Annotated in this window: 17 protein-coding genes; 5 read left to right on the top strand and 12 right to left on the bottom strand. The window is 53.1% G+C overall.

Features of this window, described 5'->3' with window-relative positions:
• Positions 1-424 precede the first annotated feature (424 nt).
• Positions 425-820 carry an IS3 family transposase gene (locus AC790_RS06710; RefSeq protein WP_008109970.1) on the top strand — a complete coding sequence of 132 codons (396 nt, stop codon included), beginning with the start codon at positions 425-427 and terminating at the stop codon, positions 818-820.
• 932 nt (positions 821-1,752) lie between these two features.
• On the opposite strand, the gene AC790_RS06705 is transcribed toward AC790_RS06710, so the two are convergent.
• Positions 1,753-2,706 carry a DMT family transporter gene (locus tag AC790_RS06705; RefSeq protein ID WP_009128636.1) on the bottom strand — a complete coding sequence of 318 codons (954 nt, stop codon included), beginning with the start codon at positions 2,704-2,706 and terminating at the stop codon, positions 1,753-1,755.
• Positions 2,707-2,778: 72 nt separating this feature from the next.
• Positions 2,779-3,642 carry an AraC family ligand binding domain-containing protein gene (locus tag AC790_RS06700; protein ID WP_369817582.1) on the bottom strand — a complete coding sequence of 288 codons (864 nt, stop codon included), beginning with the start codon at positions 3,640-3,642 and terminating at the stop codon, positions 2,779-2,781.
• A gap of 89 nt (positions 3,643-3,731) precedes the next feature.
• Here AC790_RS06700 and AC790_RS06695 point away from each other — a divergent pair, with 89 nt between their 5' ends.
• Positions 3,732-4,259 carry an isochorismatase family protein gene (locus tag AC790_RS06695; RefSeq protein ID WP_009128632.1) on the top strand — a complete coding sequence of 176 codons (528 nt, stop codon included), beginning with the start codon at positions 3,732-3,734 and terminating at the stop codon, positions 4,257-4,259.
• A gap of 101 nt (positions 4,260-4,360) precedes the next feature.
• Here AC790_RS06695 and ssb1 read toward each other — a convergent pair whose 3' ends face one another.
• The gene (gene ssb1 / locus AC790_RS06690; protein ID WP_009128630.1) at positions 4,361-4,915 is read right to left on the bottom strand and encodes a single-stranded DNA-binding protein SSB1; all 555 of its coding nucleotides are present in this window, start codon (positions 4,913-4,915) and stop codon (positions 4,361-4,363) included.
• Between the two features lie 224 nt (positions 4,916-5,139).
• Between ssb1 and uvrA the strand changes: the two genes are divergently transcribed.
• Both uvrA and AC790_RS06680 read left to right on the top strand, forming a co-directional pair.
• The gene (gene uvrA / locus AC790_RS06685; RefSeq protein WP_049851283.1) at positions 5,140-7,968 is read left to right on the top strand and encodes an excinuclease ABC subunit UvrA; all 2,829 of its coding nucleotides are present in this window, start codon (positions 5,140-5,142) and stop codon (positions 7,966-7,968) included.
• A gap of 218 nt (positions 7,969-8,186) precedes the next feature.
• Complete coding sequence (locus AC790_RS06680; RefSeq protein ID WP_009128625.1) at positions 8,187-9,251, top strand: NAD(P)-dependent alcohol dehydrogenase; 1,065 nt, start codon at positions 8,187-8,189, stop codon at positions 9,249-9,251.
• Between the two features lie 6 nt (positions 9,252-9,257).
• Here the strand turns inward: AC790_RS06680 and AC790_RS06675 are convergent, their stop codons facing one another.
• The 7 genes from AC790_RS06675 to dnaB form a co-directional block, all read right to left on the bottom strand.
• Positions 9,258-9,608 (bottom strand): MmcQ/YjbR family DNA-binding protein, encoded by a 351-nt coding sequence (locus tag AC790_RS06675; RefSeq protein WP_009128623.1) that lies wholly within the window; start codon positions 9,606-9,608, stop codon positions 9,258-9,260.
• Between the two features lie 3 nt (positions 9,609-9,611).
• Complete coding sequence (locus tag AC790_RS06670; RefSeq protein ID WP_049851282.1) at positions 9,612-10,028, bottom strand: secondary thiamine-phosphate synthase enzyme YjbQ; 417 nt, start codon at positions 10,026-10,028, stop codon at positions 9,612-9,614.
• Positions 10,029-10,136: 108 nt separating this feature from the next.
• Positions 10,137-11,666 carry a catalase gene (locus AC790_RS06665; RefSeq protein WP_049851281.1) on the bottom strand — a complete coding sequence of 510 codons (1,530 nt, stop codon included), beginning with the start codon at positions 11,664-11,666 and terminating at the stop codon, positions 10,137-10,139.
• 177 nt (positions 11,667-11,843) lie between these two features.
• Positions 11,844-13,037: an amino acid aminotransferase gene (locus tag AC790_RS06660; protein ID WP_152929118.1), complete on the bottom strand. Its 1,194-nt coding sequence runs from the start codon at positions 13,035-13,037 to the stop codon at positions 11,844-11,846.
• Between the two features lie 47 nt (positions 13,038-13,084).
• Complete coding sequence (locus tag AC790_RS06655; protein ID WP_009128614.1) at positions 13,085-13,699, bottom strand: YitT family protein; 615 nt, start codon at positions 13,697-13,699, stop codon at positions 13,085-13,087.
• A 228-nt stretch (positions 13,700-13,927) separates the two neighbouring features.
• A complete protein-coding gene (locus AC790_RS06650) occupies positions 13,928-14,419 on the bottom strand; it encodes an Lrp/AsnC family transcriptional regulator (protein ID WP_008109951.1) in 492 nt (163 codons plus the stop codon).
• Positions 14,420-14,547: 128 nt separating this feature from the next.
• Complete coding sequence (dnaB, locus tag AC790_RS06645; protein WP_036621482.1) at positions 14,548-15,954, bottom strand: replicative DNA helicase; 1,407 nt, start codon at positions 15,952-15,954, stop codon at positions 14,548-14,550.
• 73 nt (positions 15,955-16,027) lie between these two features.
• On the opposite strand from dnaB, the gene AC790_RS06640 reads away from it, so the two are divergent.
• On the top strand, positions 16,028-17,011 hold the full coding sequence (locus tag AC790_RS06640) for a quinone oxidoreductase (protein ID WP_049851279.1): 984 nt from the start codon (positions 16,028-16,030) through the stop codon (positions 17,009-17,011).
• A gap of 196 nt (positions 17,012-17,207) precedes the next feature.
• Here AC790_RS06640 and pspG read toward each other — a convergent pair whose 3' ends face one another.
• Together pspG and dusA are read right to left on the bottom strand one after the other, a co-directional pair.
• Entirely contained in the window at positions 17,208-17,474 is a 267-nt protein-coding gene (pspG, locus tag AC790_RS06635; protein ID WP_009128606.1) for an envelope stress response protein PspG, read from the bottom strand.
• Positions 17,475-17,725: 251 nt separating this feature from the next.
• A complete protein-coding gene (gene dusA / locus AC790_RS06630) occupies positions 17,726-18,724 on the bottom strand; it encodes a tRNA dihydrouridine(20/20a) synthase DusA (protein ID WP_049851278.1) in 999 nt (332 codons plus the stop codon).
• Between the last annotated feature and the right edge of the window lie 108 nt (positions 18,725-18,832).

Raw genomic sequence — 18,832 nt, 5'->3', positions numbered from 1 at the left:
AACCAAACTGGTCCGAAAAATGAGACTCGCGTCGATAATTAGAGAATATATTCAGGAAAATTCTGATTAAATCCGGCGCGAAACTCAGTGGATGTAAACGATTTCAGCCTAAATTCTAAGCAAAGGTTTACTGGCATAGCCCGATATTTCTGTAAGGGGTTTATGCCGTTTTCCATGGAATGTAGTATTTTTCTGCATTTGGGATGGAGAGAATTTATATCAAAAACCTAACGCCCGGAAGGCGTTCATTGGCATTCATAATAAAATAAGATTTATCCCATGATGATATTTCTTATAAATATCTTAATTTAACCCTCGCAATTCAAATCGCGCACTTTAATACTGCATTAATAGTGTTTTTGCAGTGCCAGATATTAATACAGTAATTCTCATCCACTAATTGATAAGAAAGGTAATAGCATTTATGAGAAAGTCACGATATAGCGAAGAGCAAATCACAAATGCCATTAAAGCTTCTGAAACGGGAGTGAAAGTCAGGGAAATTTGTGAGGAGCTTGGCATTTCCGAGGCCACTTTCTATAGCTGGAAGAAGAAGTTTTCTGGGCTATCTTCCGAAGAAGGCAGAAAAATCAAGGAGCTAGAAGACCAGCTTCTTAACCTCACGCGTGAGCTGCAATCACTGAGTTCCGATAAAGAGATGCTGCAAAGCGTATTGAAAAACTTCTTCACCACCAATGAAAAGCGCCAGGCTGTTAACTTCCTGCAAACCACATTCGACATAGGTACCCGTCGTAGCTGCCGTTTACTGGATATTAGCCGTAGCGTTTATCATTATCCTGCAGGTACAGATAATCGCTAACACCATTAAGGCCGATGTTATTTGACTTAATGCTGAGATTTGTTCTTACCAGAAGATATGAAGATCATTTAATTCGGCGTTCACAACATAACAATTCGAACCAATTTTTCCTGATGAATTCCATCGCGGAATTGCTTCCTTTTTTGCGGTAAAATAGATTCACATCAGCAAAAGTCTCTCTATTCAAGCCATTTAAACGAAGTCCAATCTCATTACGGTGAGATTGGCGCTTCGATGATTACTTTATCAACATTAATCATCTGACCTGAATGCAGACATTTCTGTTAAGCATTAATGAACAACTGCATGTAACCGCTCACACACTCACTCTGTTTTAGAGTGGATCTGTTCCGGCATTCATTTGTCATAGAGCTGATGCACGTAGACTAAAATTCGTTGCGCGCTGCCAGGAATAGTCCGGATAAGAAACGTTATCTCCCCTAAACAATAACCGCAAAAAAGCGCGAGAAAAGATAAATAGTCGGGGATTAATCATCGCTGCGCTTAATGGTTTTTTATCCGCATCACATCGAATGATTCTTAACACCACACTATCTCCTTAAGCAAAAAGTGGCTTTATAGCCGTTTTATTCAGTGCCAAAGGGCAATAAACGGTAGGTTAGATGCATGTTTTTCGCGTTATCTGCGTGCGCTTTTGCCGCTTTAGGTCCCCCGCTAGCAGGAATCACAGCCGCTTATTGATGGTTTAAGTCACCTTAAGGCTAACCTTTAAGCGCCACAGCGCTGCCAGAGCACGATGGCTTATGACAAATGAGCACTAAAATAGCGTCTAAATTCGGCAGGAATGTTATATCGAGGTTCAGATGAAGGGTAGAAATGGCAATAGCGTCCGCAGATCGGGTTGGTCAAATTCTTAAAATACAGGGGAATACGCTGCCGAAATGATTCTTCAGCAGCGTTATTTTGCTGATTTATACCGCTGTGATTTGCGGCTGCGGTTTGATACGCATCGCGTAGATCACACCAATAATCAGACAGCCAATACCCACCGCGGTTAACAGCGGCGGCCAGCTTTGTCGCCAGAGGAAGGTCCACAGCAAACCCGCTAAGGTTTCAAACACGATTAACGGTCCCATGATCACCGTCGGCACGCGCTGACTGGCGGCATTCCAGCACAGCGTGCCCAACCAGGAACAAATCAGCCCAATTGCTAACATCAATAATAGAAAGCGTTGCGGCTGCGGTCCGAACGGCAGATCAAATCCAGGTTGCTGCCAGTAAAGTTGCCCGCAAACTAATAGATAGAACACCAACGCCAGCGGCAATGTCACTAACCCTTGCGCCGTCGCCCAGCTTGAGGGTTTGTGTTGGGGATGGGCACGCATCCACAAACCGTTGCGCAGCGGATACCATGTCCAGCATGCCACCGCCAGCACGGCTAAAAGCAAACCGGTTAAATAACGCGACCAATCAAAATCCGGCCCCTGGGTTTGCAACTCCGCGGCATTCACACAAGCCAGCCCTACGGCAATAATCAGCAGAGCGGGCGTCAGCTTGCGCCACGGCAAGCGTCCTTCGAGATGGCCATAACAGAGATTCGCGGTCACGGTGATCACCACCGGCAAGGTGCCGATAATCATCGTTGAAATCGGTGCGCCGGTGCGTTGAATTGCACTGGCGAGTAAGGCGTAATACAGCAGATTACCGATTAGCGACAGTTTCAGCGCTTCAAACCAATCTTTACGCGTTAGCTGTCGTAAACGACGGCGATCCAGCCAGGCGAGCGGTAACACCACTAAACCAAAGGCCACATAGCGCCCGGCCGATTGTAAGGTGCCCGGATAATCCGGTATTAGCAGCGGGCCGACAAAGATCAATCCCCACATCAGCCCCGCAGCGAGGGCAAACAGTATTCCAGCAAACATAAACTCTTCCTTTATAGGCATTCCGCTGCAGTGTGACGCAGCCTGGCGTTAAAGGCTTGTAGCAGATTGCGGTTAGCGCAGTGGGAAGACTTGTTTTTGATAGCGGCCGGGTGTGATGCCGTAGCGATGCGCGAAGGCGCGCGTGAGATGCGCCTGATCGGTCAGGCCGACCGAAGCTGCAACCGTGGCGGCACTCTCACCACGCGCCAGCAGTTGTTTGGCGGCAAACAAGCGAAACGCCATCAGCATTTGATGCGGGGTAACGTGGAAGTGTTGTTTGAAGCTGCGCAGAAAATGCCATGGCGACAGTGACGCCAGCGCAGCAAGCTCTTCGAGGCGCACCGGTTCGGCGAGGTTTTCCCGTAAATAGTCTCTTACCGCATCAAAGCGATGTGCGCCTTCGATCGGTCGTTGCTGTCCCTGCCGTGCCAGCGGCCGCATTAACTCCAGCAGTTCAAGCAGAATGCTTTCGCGCTCCAGCGCAGTTTGCGCCTGCCACATCTGCGCCAGCAGTTGAGAAAACGGCTGCGCCAGACGCGCATCGGTGCGCAGTGCATCATTGAACCACCAATGACGATCGCCCGTTAGACGATCCATTTCGTGCGGATCAATATAGATCATGCGATAGCGCCAGCCTTCGTCGCAGGCCGATTCGCCGGTATGCAGTTCGTCAGGATTCATCATCACCAGCGAATGCTGCGGCGCGGTGTAGTTGGCACCACGATAGCGAAAACGCTGAGCACCGGATTCAATCGTCCCGATACCAAAGGCTTCATGCGTATGCGGTTCAAAGGCGTAGCGGGAGATGTGCGCCTGGTAAAGCTCAATGCCCGGCAGCTCAGCGAAATGCTGAAACTGCGCACGATCTTGCTCGCAAGGAAAGACTTCAGGAACCACCTTCACCACACACCTCCGGATTAAAACCTCTGTAAGCATGCGCGGCAGTAGCGATAAATGCAAAGCGGATTTGCTTTACCTCATCGTGTATTCACCGGACACTAAAACGACTTAAAAAGGAGATAAATATGGCCAATCGCGTGGTTGTGGTAGTGGATATGCAAAATGGCGTGCTAGCAACGCCGCGTTTTGATCGCGCCGGTCGTTGTGAGCGAATCAATCAGTTAACCGCCGCAGCCGATCAGGTGATCTTCATCCAGCACGTTGGTCCCGGTTTAGAGGCTAACTCCGCAGGCTGGGCAATCGTGCCCGAATTACACCAGCCAGCCAACGCCATCTTCGTCAACAAAACCGCCTGCGACAGCTTCTGGCAAACCGATCTCGCCGCCCACCTCGATCAGCTCGAGATTAAAAGCTTTGTGATTTGTGGCTGCGCGACCGATTACTGTGTCGATACCACGATTAAAGTCGGCGCCAGCCTCGGCTATCACATCACGGTCGCCGCCGATGCGCATACCACCGCGGACCGTACTTATGCTTCGGCACAGCAGCAGATCAACCAGCATAACGAAGTATGGGCAGATTTGATTATGCCGGGCAATCCGGTGTTGGTTCGCGAAACGGAAGCGTTGCTGCGGGAATGGCGACCGCATTAATGCAGGAATAGGTTCAGCTCCAGTCGAAAAAAAACTGCCACTCCTCACGGAATGGCAGCTCTGGATTCATTGACAATGCGCCCGAGTGTTCAGGCGAATAATCAGAACGGAATATCGTCGTCAAAATCCATTGGCGGTTCGTTGTTCGCCGGTGCGCTCTGCTGCTGTGGACGCTGCTGCGCGCCGCCGCTGAACTGGTTGCCACCGCCTTGCGGCTGCTGTTGTGGCTGCTGTGGCTGGCCCCAACCGTTGTTATTGCCGCCGCCCTGACCGCCCGCCGGTGCGCCACCTGCGTTCGCGCCCTGCTGACGTCCACCCAGCATCTGCATGGTGCCGCCAACGTTCACAACCACTTCAGTGGTGTATTTTTCCTGGCCGCTCTGGTCGGTCCATTTACGGGTGCGCAGCTGGCCTTCAATGTAAACCTGGGAACCTTTACGCAGGTATTCACCCGCCACTTCCGCCAGTTTGCCGAACAGCACAACACGATGCCATTCCGTGATCTCTTTGTTTTCACCGGTGGCTTTATCGCGCCAGCTTTCTGACGTGGCCAGCGTAATGTTGGCTACCGCGCCACCATTTGGCATGTAGCGCACTTCCGGATCCTGACCCAGATTCCCGACTAGAATCACTTTGTTTACGCCACGACTGGCCATGTTGCTGTCTCCCGATGAGTTGATGCTAAAAGTCTAAGCGAAAAATTGTATCACGTCACATTGGCGTGTGCCCACTTTAGAGCGGGATTCCAATTTTTTTCCAGCAAGCAGAATAGCAAAAAACACTGGATATTTATTCAGGTTATTTTTTGTGCCATAATGGAGCGTTTCTGCTGGTCGTGCTGGCAAGGCATGGCGAGTGTTGTTCAATCCGGGAAAGGTGAATGGATAAGATCGAAGTCCGCGGTGCTCGCACCCATAATTTGAAGAACATCAACCTGATCATCCCTCGCGATAAGCTCATTGTGGTCACCGGTCTGTCAGGTTCCGGTAAGTCTTCGCTGGCGTTTGATACGCTGTATGCTGAAGGCCAGCGTCGCTATGTCGAATCGCTTTCGGCCTATGCGCGCCAGTTTCTTTCATTAATGGAGAAACCGGACGTTGACCACATTGAAGGTCTTTCGCCCGCCATCTCCATTGAGCAGAAATCGACTTCGCATAACCCGCGTTCCACCGTCGGCACCATAACCGAAATTCACGACTACTTGCGCCTGCTGTTTGCACGCGTCGGCGAGCCGCGCTGTCCGGATCATGACGTTCCGCTGGCCGCGCAAACCGTTAGCCAGATGGTCGATCAGGTATTGTCGCAGGAAGAGGGCCGTCGCCTGATGCTGCTGGCGCCAGTGGTGAAAGATCGCAAAGGCGAACACACCAAAACGCTGGAAAATCTCGCCGCACAGGGTTATATCCGTGCGCGTATCGACGGCGAAGTGTGCGACCTGTCGGATCCGCCGAAGCTGGAATTACAGAAGAAACACACCATCGAAGTGGTGATTGACCGCTTCCGCGTGCGCGAGGATCTGGCAACGCGTCTGGCGGAATCTTTTGAAACCACGCTGGAACTCAGCGGTGGTACGGCAATCGTCGCCGATATGGACGACACCCATGCTGAAGAGATGCTGTTCTCGGCGAACTTTGCCTGCCCAATTTGTGGCTATAGCATGCGCGAACTCGAACCGCGCCTGTTCTCGTTCAACAACCCAGCCGGCGCTTGCCCGACCTGCGATGGCTTGGGCGTGCAGCAATATTTCGACCCCGATCGCGTGGTGCAGAATCCCGAGCTGTCGCTGGCCGGTGGCGCCATCCGCGGCTGGGATCGCCGTAATTTCTACTATTTCCAGATGCTGCGCTCGCTGGCAGAGCATCTGCAATTCGATGTTGAAGCTCCGTTTAACAGCCTGAGCGACAATGCGCGCAACGTGATTCTGTACGGTTCCGGCAAAGAGAATATCGAATTCAAATACATCAACGATCGGGGTGATACTTCGGTGCGCCGCCATCCGTTTGAAGGCGTGCTGCACAACATGGAGCGCCGTTATAAAGAGACGGAATCCAACGCGGTACGCGAAGAGCTGGCGAAATTTATCAGCAACCGCGCTTGTGCCAGCTGTGAAGGCACCCGTTTGCGTCGTGAAGCGCGTCATGTCTTTGTCGAAAACACCAACCTGCCGACCATCTCTGAGATGAGCATCGGGCATGCGATGGAGTTCTTCGCCAATATGAAGCTGAGCGGCCAACGCGCACAGATCGCCGAGAAAGTCCTGAAAGAGATCGGCGATCGCCTGAGCTTCCTGGTCAACGTCGGCTTGAACTACCTGTCGATGTCACGCTCGGCAGAAACGCTCTCCGGCGGTGAAGCGCAGCGTATTCGTCTGGCCAGCCAGATTGGTGCTGGCTTGGTGGGCGTAATGTATGTACTGGATGAACCCTCCATCGGTCTGCATCAGCGCGATAACGAACGCCTGTTAGGTACGCTGATTCACCTGCGCGATCTCGGTAATACGGTGATTGTGGTAGAGCACGATGAAGATGCGATTCGCGCGGCTGACCATGTGATCGATATCGGGCCAGGCGCTGGCGTGCATGGTGGTCAGGTGGTGGCGGAAGGCGATGTGCACGCGATCATGGCGAATGAAAATTCACTCACCGGCCAGTTCCTTAGCGGCAAGCGTGAGATCGCGATTCCAAAAGAGCGCGTCAAAGGCGATCCCGCCAAAGTACTGAAACTGACGGGTGCGCGCGGCAACAACCTCAAAGACGTCACGCTGACGATTCCGGTCGGCTTATTTACCTGTATCACCGGCGTATCCGGCTCGGGTAAATCGACGCTGATTAACGATACGCTGTTCCCGATTGCGCAGCGCCAGCTCAACGGGGCTACCACCATCGAAGCCGCGCCTTATCGTGAGATCGCCGGTCTCGAACACTTCGATAAAGTGATCGATATCGATCAGAGCCCGATTGGCCGTACCCCGCGCTCTAACCCCGCGACCTATACCGGCATTTTCACGCCGGTGCGCGAGCTGTTCGCCGGTGTGCCGGAAGCGCGTTCACGTGGATACAATCCTGGCCGCTTCAGCTTTAACGTACGCGGCGGACGCTGTGAAGCCTGTCAGGGCGATGGCGTGATCAAGGTAGAGATGCACTTCCTGCCTGACATCTACGTGCCGTGCGACCAGTGCAAAGGCAAACGCTATAACCGCGAAACGCTGGAGATTAAATACAAAGGCAAGAGCATCCACGAAGTGCTGGATATGACTATCGAAGAGGCGCGTGAGTTCTTCGATGCCGTTCCAGCGCTGGCGCGTAAGCTGCAAACGCTGATCGATGTTGGCCTGTCGTATATCCGCCTCGGCCAGTCGGCGACGACGCTGTCTGGCGGTGAAGCCCAGCGCGTTAAGCTGGCGCGTGAGCTGTCAAAACGCGGCACAGGCCAGACGTTGTATATCCTTGATGAGCCGACCACCGGTCTGCACTTTGCGGATATTCAGCAACTGCTGGAAGTGCTGCATCAGCTGCGCGATCAGGGCAACACCATCGTGGTGATTGAGCACAATCTCGACGTGGTCAAAACCGCTGACTGGATTGTCGATCTTGGTCCGGAAGGTGGCAGCGGCGGCGGGGAAATCCTGATTGCCGGCACGCCAGAAACGGTGGCAGAGTGTGAAAAATCACACACGGCACGTTTCCTTAAGCCAATGTTGAAAAAGTGATTTTCTCTCAGGCCCGCTAATGCGGGCCTTATTTTTGCTGCCAATTCCCACAGCGAAATGCAGGAACAGGCAAGAATCAGACAACTTCAGGCATATACGCATTTCATCCTGCTGACTATCCTTACAGCGTTCCTTTTGGCGTCCATACGCCCTTTATCCCTTCAGTCCGCTGAACGGGATCCCGCATAAAACTCACGACACATCCGACTGGAGACACCATGAATATTACGCATGCCTATGCCGCACAGGACGCGAAAGCAAAACTCGCCCCGTTCGACTTTAAGCCACGCGAACTGCGCGCTCATGATGTGCAGATTGAAGTGTTGTACTGTGGCGTTTGCCACTCAGACTTGCATACCGCGCGCAATGAATGGCGCAACACCATTTTCCCAGTGGTACCTGGCCATGAAATCGTGGGCCGCGTGACTGCCGTTGGCGCTCACACACACAACTATAAAGTGGGTGACCTGGTCGGCGTGGGTTGTATGGTTGATTCCTGCCGCAGCTGTCCTAGCTGCCAGGAAGGACTGGAGCAGTATTGCGAAAATGGTTTTGTCGGCACCTATAACGGTGAAGACCGCGAAACGGGCGCCATCACCTACGGCGGCTACTCCACCAACATGGTGGTAGATGAAAGCTTCGTACTGCGCGTGCCGGAAAATCTCGATCTGGCAGGTGTTGCACCTCTGCTGTGTGCCGGTATCACGACTTACTCACCGCTGCGCCACTGGAACGTGGGTCCGGGTAAAAAAGTGGGTATCGTCGGCCTCGGCGGTCTTGGCCACATGGGCGTCAAACTGGCCCATGCTATGGGTGCGCATGTGGTGCTGTTCACCACGTCACCGTCCAAAATTGAAGACGGTAAGCGCCTCGGCGCAGATGAAGTGGTGATCTCGAAAGATGCCGATCAGATGGCACAGCATACCAATAGCTTTGACTTCATTCTGAATACCGTTGCGGCGCAGCACGATCTCAACCCGTTCATCACCCTGCTGAAGCGCGACGGCAACATGACGCTGGTTGGCGCACCGGAGCACGATCACCCGGCACCGCAGGTATTTAACCTGATCTTTAAACGTCGTAGCGTTGCCGGTTCACTGATTGGCGGCATTGCAGAAACCCAGGAGATGCTGGATTTCTGTGGCAAGCACGGCATCACCTCGGATATCGAGCTGATCGCGATGAACCAAATCAACGAAGCCTACGAACGTATGCTGAAAAGCGACGTAAAATATCGTTTCGTGATTGATATCAACACCCTGCGCGAAGAGTCTGCGGCTTAACCGGCCTCAGTTCTCATCATGGTTGACGCCCGCCGCGCGCGTGGCGTCAGCCTGTTGCCAGGAGGCATCCACCAGATAGTAAATCTGCGAATCCTTCAGTGAACCATCCAGCCACAGCGTGCTCCAGTGCGACTTATTTAAATGCTCACTGGGAAACACATCGCTATGTTCCTCTCGCAGTAAATCCGCCAGTGCGGGTGACGCTTTCAGCGATAATGCTGGCCGCCCTTTCACCTCATACAGCATGGCAAACAGCACGCCTTCGCTTTTAATTTGCGTCGCTTGCCACACGTCTTTGTAGCTCTGCTCTGCGCCTGGCTTGCCCATGCAGTAAGTCAGTAAATCCGAAGTGTTCATGTTTTATTCCCCTTGTAAGGTCGCAACAATGCGCCGCGCGCCGCCATGTACGCGATGCTCACCCAGCCAGATTCCCTGCCACGTGCCCAGTAACAAGCGCCCGCGACTTACCGGAATCAGGAGTGAAACACCCAGTAACGACGATTTGATGTGAGCGGGCATGTCATCGGCCCCTTCGTAATCGTGCTGATAAGGTGCATTTTCCGGAACATGACGTAAGAAGTGCTGCTCCATATCGCTGCGCACCGTGGGATCACAATTTTCATTCAGCGTCAGTGACGCCGAAGTGTGCTGTAGCAGGAGATGCAGCTGACCAATGCGCACATCGGTTAAGCCGTTAAGCTGGCCGACAATCTCGTCGGTGATGAGATGAAAACCGCGCGCTTTGGCGCTCAGCGTCAGAGTTTGTTGATGCCACATGCCAGAATCCTAAAATGAAACACACCGTTTAAGTGTGCAGCATGTCGGCGAAAGGTAAACCCTATGACAAGGAAAAAGCGGCAGAGCGTGAAGTCTGCCGCCTGAAGGTTAGTCGTTCAGCTTAGCGGCCATCGCTTTGATGCTGCCCACATCATCTTTAGTCATCGCGGCCAGACGCTCGCCATACTCTTTATCGGCTTTATAGAAATACGACAGCATGATGGCGCGGCTTTGCACATCGACACCTTTCAGCGCCCCGCCCAGCGAGGTAATCAGATCGCTTTTCTCTTTATCGTTAAAGGAACGATACAGCTCGCCAGCCTGCTTGAAGTTCTGCGTTTTGGCGAGGGTGGCCTGTTGTGTCACGCCGCTCAGCGGACTGTGGCTGTAGCGCGCACTTTGCAGCTCTTCACGTGGATAGATGCGGCTGGGCTGATAGTTCACACCATGATCGTCGGCCTTACCGCTGTTCATGGCGCCATCCTGATTGCCATTACTGACCAGCACGCGCGGCGCGTTGACCGGCAAACTTAGCCCATTAGCGCCGATGCGATACATCTGGGTATCAGCGTACGAGAACAAACGCCCTTGCAGCAGACGATCTTCCGATGCCTCAATGCCCGGCACCAGATTCGATGGCGCCATTGCTACCTGCTCGGTCTCCTGGAAGAAGTTATCGACGTTGCGGTTGAGCTCCATCTGCCCCACTTTCACTTCGGCAATGCCCGGCCAGATTTTGGTCGCATCCAGTGGATTGAAGTCGAACTTATCGATATCGCTGGCTTTGATGGTTTGAATGTAGAGATCCCATTTCGGATAGGCTTTATTGTTGATCGCCGCCACCAAATCTTCGGTCATATGACTAAAGGTGCCGCTTTGGATCGCTGCGACTTCCGCAGGATCGAGATTTTTCTCGCCCTGCAGCGTTTTCCAGTGGAACTTCACGTAGTGCACTTCGCCTTTCGCGTTAACGAATTTGTAGGCGTGCACGCTGTTGCCATCCATCTGGCGATAGTTAGCGGGTGTGCCCATGTTGGAGAACAGCATGGTCAGACCGTGCGTGGCTTCTGGCACGTGTGAGAAGAAATCAAAGGTGCGGGCATCATTGCCCAGGTTGGTGCGCGGATCGGGCTTAAAGGCATGCACCATGTCCGGGAATTTGATCGCATCGCGGATGAAGAACACCGGCAGGTTGTTACCGACTAAATCCCAGTTGCCCTGGCTGGTGTAAAACTTGGTAGCAAAACCGCGCGGATCGCGCAGCGTCTCCGGCGAATGTTTGCTGTGCACCACCGACGAGAAGCGTACAAACACCGGCGTCACGCTGCCTGGCTTGAATACGTCTGCCATCGTCAAATCACTGATGTCTATGCTGGCGCGGAACTCACCGTGTGCGCCGGTGCCGCGCGCGTGCACTACGCGCTCCGGAATACGTTCACGGTCAAAACGCTGCAGCTTTTGAATCAGCTGCACATCCTGCAGCAACACGGCGCCGTGCTCACCCGCGGTTTGCGAATTCTGGTTATCACCGACCGGTGCGCCATTGTCACGCGTCAATTCAGTCGCAAAGGCAGGCAGCGAGAGGGCCAATGTCATGGCATAACAGAGGGGTTTCAGTGCGGTAGAGAAAGGGTTCATGGGGCGATTCCTTATTGTTAGACTTCCTGGCTTCTGGCGCTTCCGACCAGATAAAAGCCCGCCAAAACTAACGTCGCATCCCTCCGCTCCCCACAAGAACCGTCTTAATCATACGCATAAAAAAACCACCCGCGTTAAAGCTGGGTGGTTCAGTTAAACAGCGGCGCGCAAAAAGAGTTACATCACCGCAGCAAACGCCTCAGCAACCTGATTAACGTTACGGCTGTTGAGGCCAGCTACGCACATACGGCCGCTGGCGATCAGGTACACGCCGAACTCATCGCGCAGGCGATCAACCTGCTGTGCGCTCAAACCGGTGTAGCTGAACATACCGCGCTGCTTCAGCAGGTAATCAAAGTTTTGCCCTGGCAGCTTAGTGCTCAACACCTTCACCAGCGCCTGGCGCATCTCAATAATACGCAGACGCATGGCTTCCACTTCGGCCAGCCAGTTGTTCAGCAACGCCTCGTCATTCAGCACGCAGGAAACAACCTGAGCACCAAAGTTTGGCGGGCTGGAGTAGTTACGACGTACGGTAGCTTTCAGCTGGCCGAGGACACGCGCCGACTCTTCTGCACTGTCGCACACGATAGAAAGTCCGCCGACGCGCTCGCCGTACAGCGAGAAGATTTTAGAGAATGAGTTGCTGACCAGCGCAGGCAAACCGGCTGCCGCAATCGCGCGAATCGCATAAGCATCTTCTTCCATGCCCGCCCCAAAGCCCTGATAGGCGATATCGAGGAACGGAATCAGCTCCTGCGCTTTCAGGACTTCGGTGGTTTCATCCCACTGCGCGTTAGTCAGATCGGCGCCGGTTGGGTTGTGGCAGCACGGATGCAGCAGCACGATGGATTGCTTCGGCAACGTTTTCAGTTTGGCAATGAACGCATCAAACTTCACGCCGTTGGTCTCAGCGTCGTACCACGGATAGGTATCCACGTCGAAACCCGCACCGTTGAAGATCGCGATGTGGTTTTCCCATGTTGGATCGCTCACCCACACGTTTGAAGCAGGGAAGTAGCGCTTCAGGAAATCGGCACCGACTTTCAGTGCGCCCGAACCACCCAGCGTCTGGATGGATGCAATGCGACCCGCTTGCAGCATCGGATGTTGTTTACCAAACAGCAGCGGTGCAATCGCGTTACGGTAAGCGTTCAAACCTTCCATCGGCAGATACAGCGACGCCTGATGCGGCTGCGCCTGCAGACGCTCTTCCGCGGCGGCAACGGCCTGCAGCTGAGGAATAATGCCCGCTTCGTTGTAATAGAGACCAATGCTTAAGTTTACTTTGTTATCGCGCGGATCTTGTTTGAAAGTTTCCATCAGCGACAGAATCGGATCGCCGGCATAAGCATCAACGTTTTGAAACACGGTGCAGATCTCCATGATTGGTCATAAATAAGAGGTAAGAGGCGTCATTAAACCAGGTAACGGCCGGGACGATGATTCATTGCGATGATGAGATTAAGGATCACCGCGCCCGCAATTGAGGCCAACAGCATGGGTAACGACACCACAAACAGCGAGGCTAACACCACGCAGGTATCGACCGCCATCTGCAGTTTTCCGGCACGCAGACCGATGCGGTCCTGCAACCAGAGCGCCAGAATATTGATGCCGCCGAGGCTGGCTTTATGACGGAACAACACTATAAACCCAACGCCCATCACCACGTTACCGAACAGTGTCGCATAAAACGGATTTAGCGCAGAAAAATGCACAAACAGCGGGTGCAGATGGGTAAACAGCGAAACCAAACCCACCGCGCAGAAGGTTTTCAGGGTGAATTCCCAGCCCATGCGGCGTACCGCCAGCCAGTAAAATGGCAGGTTGATCAGGAAGAACGCGCTACCAAAGGAGAGCGGCGACAAATAGCTGATCAAAAAGGCAATACCCGCTGAGCTGCCGGTCAACGCGCCGGCTTGTTTCAGCATGATGACACCAAACGACACCATCAGCGTGCCGAGCACGATCGCCAGCGCATCTTCAACGAGTGAGTGAGGAACTTTAGTGGGTTGTACAACGTTATCCATGGGTTAATCTCATTGCAAATGATGCCCTTCAAATGCAAAAAACGCACCACATCGGTGACCTATGTTAGCCGCCGATGGGTGCCAGTGATTATCCAATTGATAACTAAGGCGCTTTATTGCAGGTTTTTGTGCATTAATTAGGACTCAAACCATCAACTCATGCACAAATCTGTTTTCTGGTGCGCGCTTTTTGCATTAATACGGCAATTATTGCACCAGATTAGCACATCATGCACTTTTTTGGCGCGTTTTGTGCTGGGGAATCATCATCAAACCGTTCTCTTTGAGACGGCTTAAAACCACGGAGGTTTTTACGTGGGCGACACTCTGATGGCCGGCCACTAACTGGCTGATCAGCGCGCTGAGTGAGGCTAAATCGGCGACCGCCACCTTCAGAAGATAATCGGCATCGCCGGTCGTTTTGAAGGCATCAACAATCGCCGCTTCCTCTTCCACCATGCGATGGAAGCTCTCTTCATAATCCGGCGTATGGTTTTTCAATCTCACTTCAATTAATCCTACCATGCCCAGGCCAACCGCATCTGGCGACAGGCGAGCGTGATAGCCAAGAATGAGATTTGCCTGCTCAAGATTAATGCGGCGACGTGAACATTGTGACGCCGAAAGTCCGACTAAATCGCTGAGTTCTTGATTGGTGAGGCGTCCATTAGATTGTAATAGAGTCAATATCTTAAGGTCGTGATCGTCTACCTGAGTCATTCTGCTTCCACAGCGTTATTGAGTGCGCTTTGTTACAGATAACCTGATTAACGCCGGGGTTGTCCAACACTATTTTCTGATGACGTGAAATGCATGCACAAATCGTGCATGCATCTGCGGAGAAAGGATTATTCGTCGTCGTATTGCGGGCCAGCATAGTTATCAAAACGCGACCATTGACCATTAAAGGTCAAACGTACCGTACCGATCGGGCCGTTACGCTGCTTACCGAGGATGATCTCGGCGATGCCTTTCAGATCGCTGTTTTCGTGATACACCTCGTCACGATAGATGAACATGATCAAGTCGGCGTCCTGCTCGATCGAGCCGGATTCACGCAGATCCGAGTTGACCGGGCGCTTATCGGCGCGCTGCTCCAGCGAGCGGTTCAGCTGTGAAAGTGCGACGACCGGCACATTCAACTCTTTGGCCAGCGCTTTGAGTGAGCGCGAGATCTCGGCGATCTCTAACGTACGGTTATCCGACAGCGCCGGTACACGCATCAGTTGCAGGTAGTCGATCATGATTAAGCTCAATCCACCGTTTTCACGGAAGATGCGTCGCGCGCGCGAACGCACTTCGGTTGGCGTCAGGCCAGAAGAGTCATCAATAAACATGTTCTTCTTCTCAAGCAAAATCCCCATGGTGGCAGAGATGCGCGCCCAATCCTCATCTTCCAACTGACCGGTACGAATACGCGTCTGGTCCACGCGCGACAGCGACGCCAACATACGCATCATCAGCTGTTCGCTGGGCATCTCCAGACTGAAAATCAGTACTGGCTTATCCTGCAACATGGCGGCGTTTTCACACAGGTTCATGGCGAACGTGGTTTTACCCATCGACGGACGCGCCGCGACGATAATCAGATCCGAGCCCTGTAATCCGGCAGTTTTTTTGTTCAAATCCTGATAACCGGTATCGACGCCGGTGACGCCATCGTGCGGCGTGGAGACCAGCGCCTCAATGCGCGATACCGTAGCTTCCAGAATCTGCTCGATGTTCTGCGGACCCTGATCTTTATTGGCGCGCTGCTCAGCGATTTTGAACACGTTAGATTCGGCGAAATCGAGCAGGTCTTCGCTGCTGCGTCCCTGCGGATCGTAACCCGCATCGGCTATCTGGTTCGCCACCGAGATCATTTCGCGCACGACCGCACGTTCACGCACGATATCGGCATAGGCACCGATATTCGCCGCACTTGGCGTGTTTTTCGCCAGTTCGGCCAGATAGGCGAAGCCGCCCGCCATCTCTAATTCACCCAGCGTTTCCAGTGATTCAGACAGCGTTATCAGGTCGATCGGTTGGCCCGCCTCCAGCAAACGCTGCATCTCTGTGAAAATCATGCGGTGCGAGCGGTTGAAGAAATCGTTGGCGACGACGCGTTCAGAGACGTTGTCCCAGCGCTGGTTATCCAGCATCAACCCACCCAGCACCGACTGCTCCGCTTCTATGGAATGCGGCGGCATTTTCACGCCTTCCAGCTGCCGATCGCGGGGTTCGTTCGATTTGTTGGTGGGTTTATTTCCTGCCATAGTGAATGCATTACCGATCGTGAAAGGGACGCGCAAGTATACCGTCCCAGGATGAACAATCACAGGAGTCAGAATGGCAAAGCGTATTCAGTTCAACCAACACGGCGGCCCCGAAGTATTGCAATGGGCCGATTTCGAGTTAGCCGATCCTGCCGAACACGAAGTACAGGTTGAGAACAAAGCGATTGGTATTAACTACATTGATACCTACGTGCGCAGCGGCTTATATCCGGTAAGCGCATTCCCATCAGGTTTGGGGACGGAAGCGGCCGGCGTGGTTAAGCGTGTGGGATCGGCAGTGACGCGCTTTAAAGCGGGCGATCGCGTGGTGTATTGCCAGGCCGCGCTGGGAGCTTATAGCGAAGCGCATAATGTGGCCGAAGATCGATTAGTGATCCTGCCGGACAGCATCAGCTTTGAGCAAGGTGCAGCCTCGTTCCTTAAGGGGTTAACCGTGCAGTATCTGCTGCGCCAAACCTATAAAGTGAAAGCCGATGAAATCTTCCTGTTCCATGCCGCTGCCGGTGGCGTCGGTTTGATTGCCTGCCAATGGGCCAAGGCGCTGGGCGCGCATCTGATTGGTACCGTGGGGAGCGCGGAAAAAGCGCAAATCGCCAAAGATGCGGGTGCATGGGCGACGATTAACTATCGCGAAGAGGATATCGCTAAGCGCGTCAGCGAGTTGACCAACGGTGAGAAAGTCGCCGTTGTGTATGACTCGGTGGGGAAAGATACCTGGGAACCTTCGCTGGATAGCCTACGTCGTCACGGATTAATGGTGAGCTTTGGCAATGCATCGGGCCCGGTAACGGGCATCGACCTGGGTATTCTGAATAAGAAAGGCTCGCTGTTTGTCACCCGACCTTCATTGTTTGGCTACATCACCAATCGTGAAGAACTGGATGCCGCCAGCAACGAGTTGTTCTCACTGATTGCCAGCCGGGCGATTCAGCTAAACGTGCCGGAGCAGCAGAAATTTGCCTTGAGCGATGCGGTGCGCGCGCATCAGGTGCTGGAGAGCCGGGCAACGCAAGGTTCGAGCCTGCTGATTCCCTGATCGGCTAAAAGCAAACGGGGCTTCCCATTAGGAAGCCCCTTTTTCTTTCTTTTTTATAGTTCGCGCTGGTGTAGGGACAGCGGCGATGAATTCGTTTGTAACAACGCCAATCATCCTGACAGAAAACATAAGTAAAAAATATGTTTAATTGCGGAATTGATCTAAGCAATTTTCGAGTCTGTGATCATCACCGCATTTAGCGCCAGCTCTTTCTCTCTAAGTCACTGATTTTTCTTTTCAGCCTGCGTAACTTTGCCTCGCCTGATGGCGTAGTAAATGCACGATAAAGCCACACGGCAATGACCGCCAATACCAGCCATGGCAACACTTTGATAACAATTGCCAGTAACCCGCCGAAGAACATCAAAGCAGTGGCAACGACCAATGCCGCGATAACTCCCAGCAGCGAAACGCCGGTAAACAGCAGCATGAGAAAAAAGCCGAGAACAAATAGAATTTCCACGAAGGTTCTCCTGTGTAAGTAACATCAGGAGTATTACAAGATGCGTGCCAGGTAAGAACTTCAGCTAACACGTTGAAATAATTGATAGCGCCAGAATGGCGATGCCTGAGACGTGGTGGAAATTGCTAACTTGTGGCGCAGAAAAAACCAACTGTAAGGGATTATTGTGCTGTGGTTCCGGTGCGCATCAATGCGCACCCTACCACTGGCTTGCTTAGGATCGCCATTCATGGCGACCCAACCCCCGATGATTACAGCGCTTCCTGCGGGATTTTATCCGCAACCAGCGCCAGCGCCGCTTCTACCACGCGCACATCTGCGCCGGGCTTGTGGGCATTCTCACTCAAGTAGCGGCGCCACTGGCGAGCACCGGGAATTCCCTGGAACAGGCCAAGCATATGACGCGTAACGTGGCCGAGATACATGCCTTTCGATAACTCCGCTTCGATATAGGGATACATCGAGCGCACCACTGCCACAGGATCGACAGTTGGCGTATCGCGTCCAAACAGTTCGCGATCCACCTGCGCCAGAATGCCAGGATTTTGATAGGCTTCACGCCCCATCATCACGCCATCCATATGCTGCAGATGCAGTTTGGCCTCTTCCAGCGTCTTGATACCGCCGTTTATCGCCATGGTCAGTGCTGGAAAATCGCGCTTTAGCTGATAGACGCGTGGATAATCCAGCGGCGGAATTTCACGGTTCTCTTTCGGGCTTAAACCTGACAACCAGGCTTTGCGCGCGTGGATAATAAAGGTTTCGCAGCCGCCCTGTTGCGCCACGGTGCCAATAAAATCACATAAAAATTCATAGCTATCCTGCTCGTCAATGCCGATACGGGTTTTTACCGTTACCGGGATGCTCACGACGTCGCGCATGGCTTTAATGCAATCGGCAACCAGCGCGGCATCAGCCATCAGGCAGGCACCAAAACGGCCGTTCTGAACGCGGTCGGACGGACAACCTACATTCAGGTTGATCTCATCGTAGCCACGCTCTTCAGCCAGTTTGGCGCACTGCGCCAGCGCAGCGGGATCGCTACCGCCGAGTTGCAGCGCCAGCGGATGTTCATCCTCGCTGTAGGCCAGATAGTCGCCCTTACCGTGAATGATTGCGCCAGTCGTCACCATTTCGGTGTACAGCAGCGTATCGCCGCTCAACTTACGGTGGAAATAGCGACAGTGGCGATCGGTCCAGTCGAGCATGGGGGCGATAGAAAAACGTTGCGAGGAGAAAGTATCGGTCATGAAACGCAGTAAATCCGCAGTGAGTTAAGTGATGAGAAACTGCGCAATGATACCACAGCAAAACGGGCGACACAGCCGCCCGTTTGCAGGATTAAAACCTTGCTGGGG

The organism is Pantoea sp. RIT-PI-b, from assembly GCF_001187905.1.
GTDB lineage: Bacteria > Pseudomonadota > Gammaproteobacteria > Enterobacterales > Enterobacteriaceae > Pantoea > Pantoea nemavictus.
The sequence above is the reverse complement of the archived record's forward strand: the minus strand, read 5'-3'. Positions and strand labels throughout refer to the sequence as shown.

Excerpts from the sequence above, each read along its gene's own strand:
- AC790_RS06710 (WP_008109970.1), top strand. The coding sequence starts at position 425 with ATGAGAAAGTCACGATATAGCGAAGAGCAAATCACAAATGCCATTAAA.
- AC790_RS06705 (WP_009128636.1), bottom strand. The coding sequence starts at position 2,706 with ATGTTTGCTGGAATACTGTTTGCCCTCGCTGCGGGGCTGATGTGGGGA.
- AC790_RS06700 (WP_369817582.1), bottom strand. The coding sequence starts at position 3,642 with ATGCTTACAGAGGTTTTAATCCGGAGGTGTGTGGTGAAGGTGGTTCCT.
- AC790_RS06695 (WP_009128632.1), top strand. The coding sequence starts at position 3,732 with ATGGCCAATCGCGTGGTTGTGGTAGTGGATATGCAAAATGGCGTGCTA.
- ssb1 (WP_009128630.1), bottom strand. The coding sequence starts at position 4,915 with ATGGCCAGTCGTGGCGTAAACAAAGTGATTCTAGTCGGGAATCTGGGT.
- uvrA (WP_049851283.1), top strand. The coding sequence starts at position 5,140 with ATGGATAAGATCGAAGTCCGCGGTGCTCGCACCCATAATTTGAAGAAC.
- AC790_RS06680 (WP_009128625.1), top strand. The coding sequence starts at position 8,187 with ATGAATATTACGCATGCCTATGCCGCACAGGACGCGAAAGCAAAACTC.
- AC790_RS06675 (WP_009128623.1), bottom strand. The coding sequence starts at position 9,608 with ATGAACACTTCGGATTTACTGACTTACTGCATGGGCAAGCCAGGCGCA.
- AC790_RS06670 (WP_049851282.1), bottom strand. The coding sequence starts at position 10,028 with ATGTGGCATCAACAAACTCTGACGCTGAGCGCCAAAGCGCGCGGTTTT.
- AC790_RS06665 (WP_049851281.1), bottom strand. The coding sequence starts at position 11,666 with ATGAACCCTTTCTCTACCGCACTGAAACCCCTCTGTTATGCCATGACA.
- AC790_RS06655 (WP_009128614.1), bottom strand. The coding sequence starts at position 13,699 with ATGGATAACGTTGTACAACCCACTAAAGTTCCTCACTCACTCGTTGAA.
- AC790_RS06650 (WP_008109951.1), bottom strand. The coding sequence starts at position 14,419 with ATGACTCAGGTAGACGATCACGACCTTAAGATATTGACTCTATTACAA.
- dnaB (WP_036621482.1), bottom strand. The coding sequence starts at position 15,954 with ATGGCAGGAAATAAACCCACCAACAAATCGAACGAACCCCGCGATCGG.
- AC790_RS06640 (WP_049851279.1), top strand. The coding sequence starts at position 16,028 with ATGGCAAAGCGTATTCAGTTCAACCAACACGGCGGCCCCGAAGTATTG.
- dusA (WP_049851278.1), bottom strand. The coding sequence starts at position 18,724 with ATGACCGATACTTTCTCCTCGCAACGTTTTTCTATCGCCCCCATGCTC.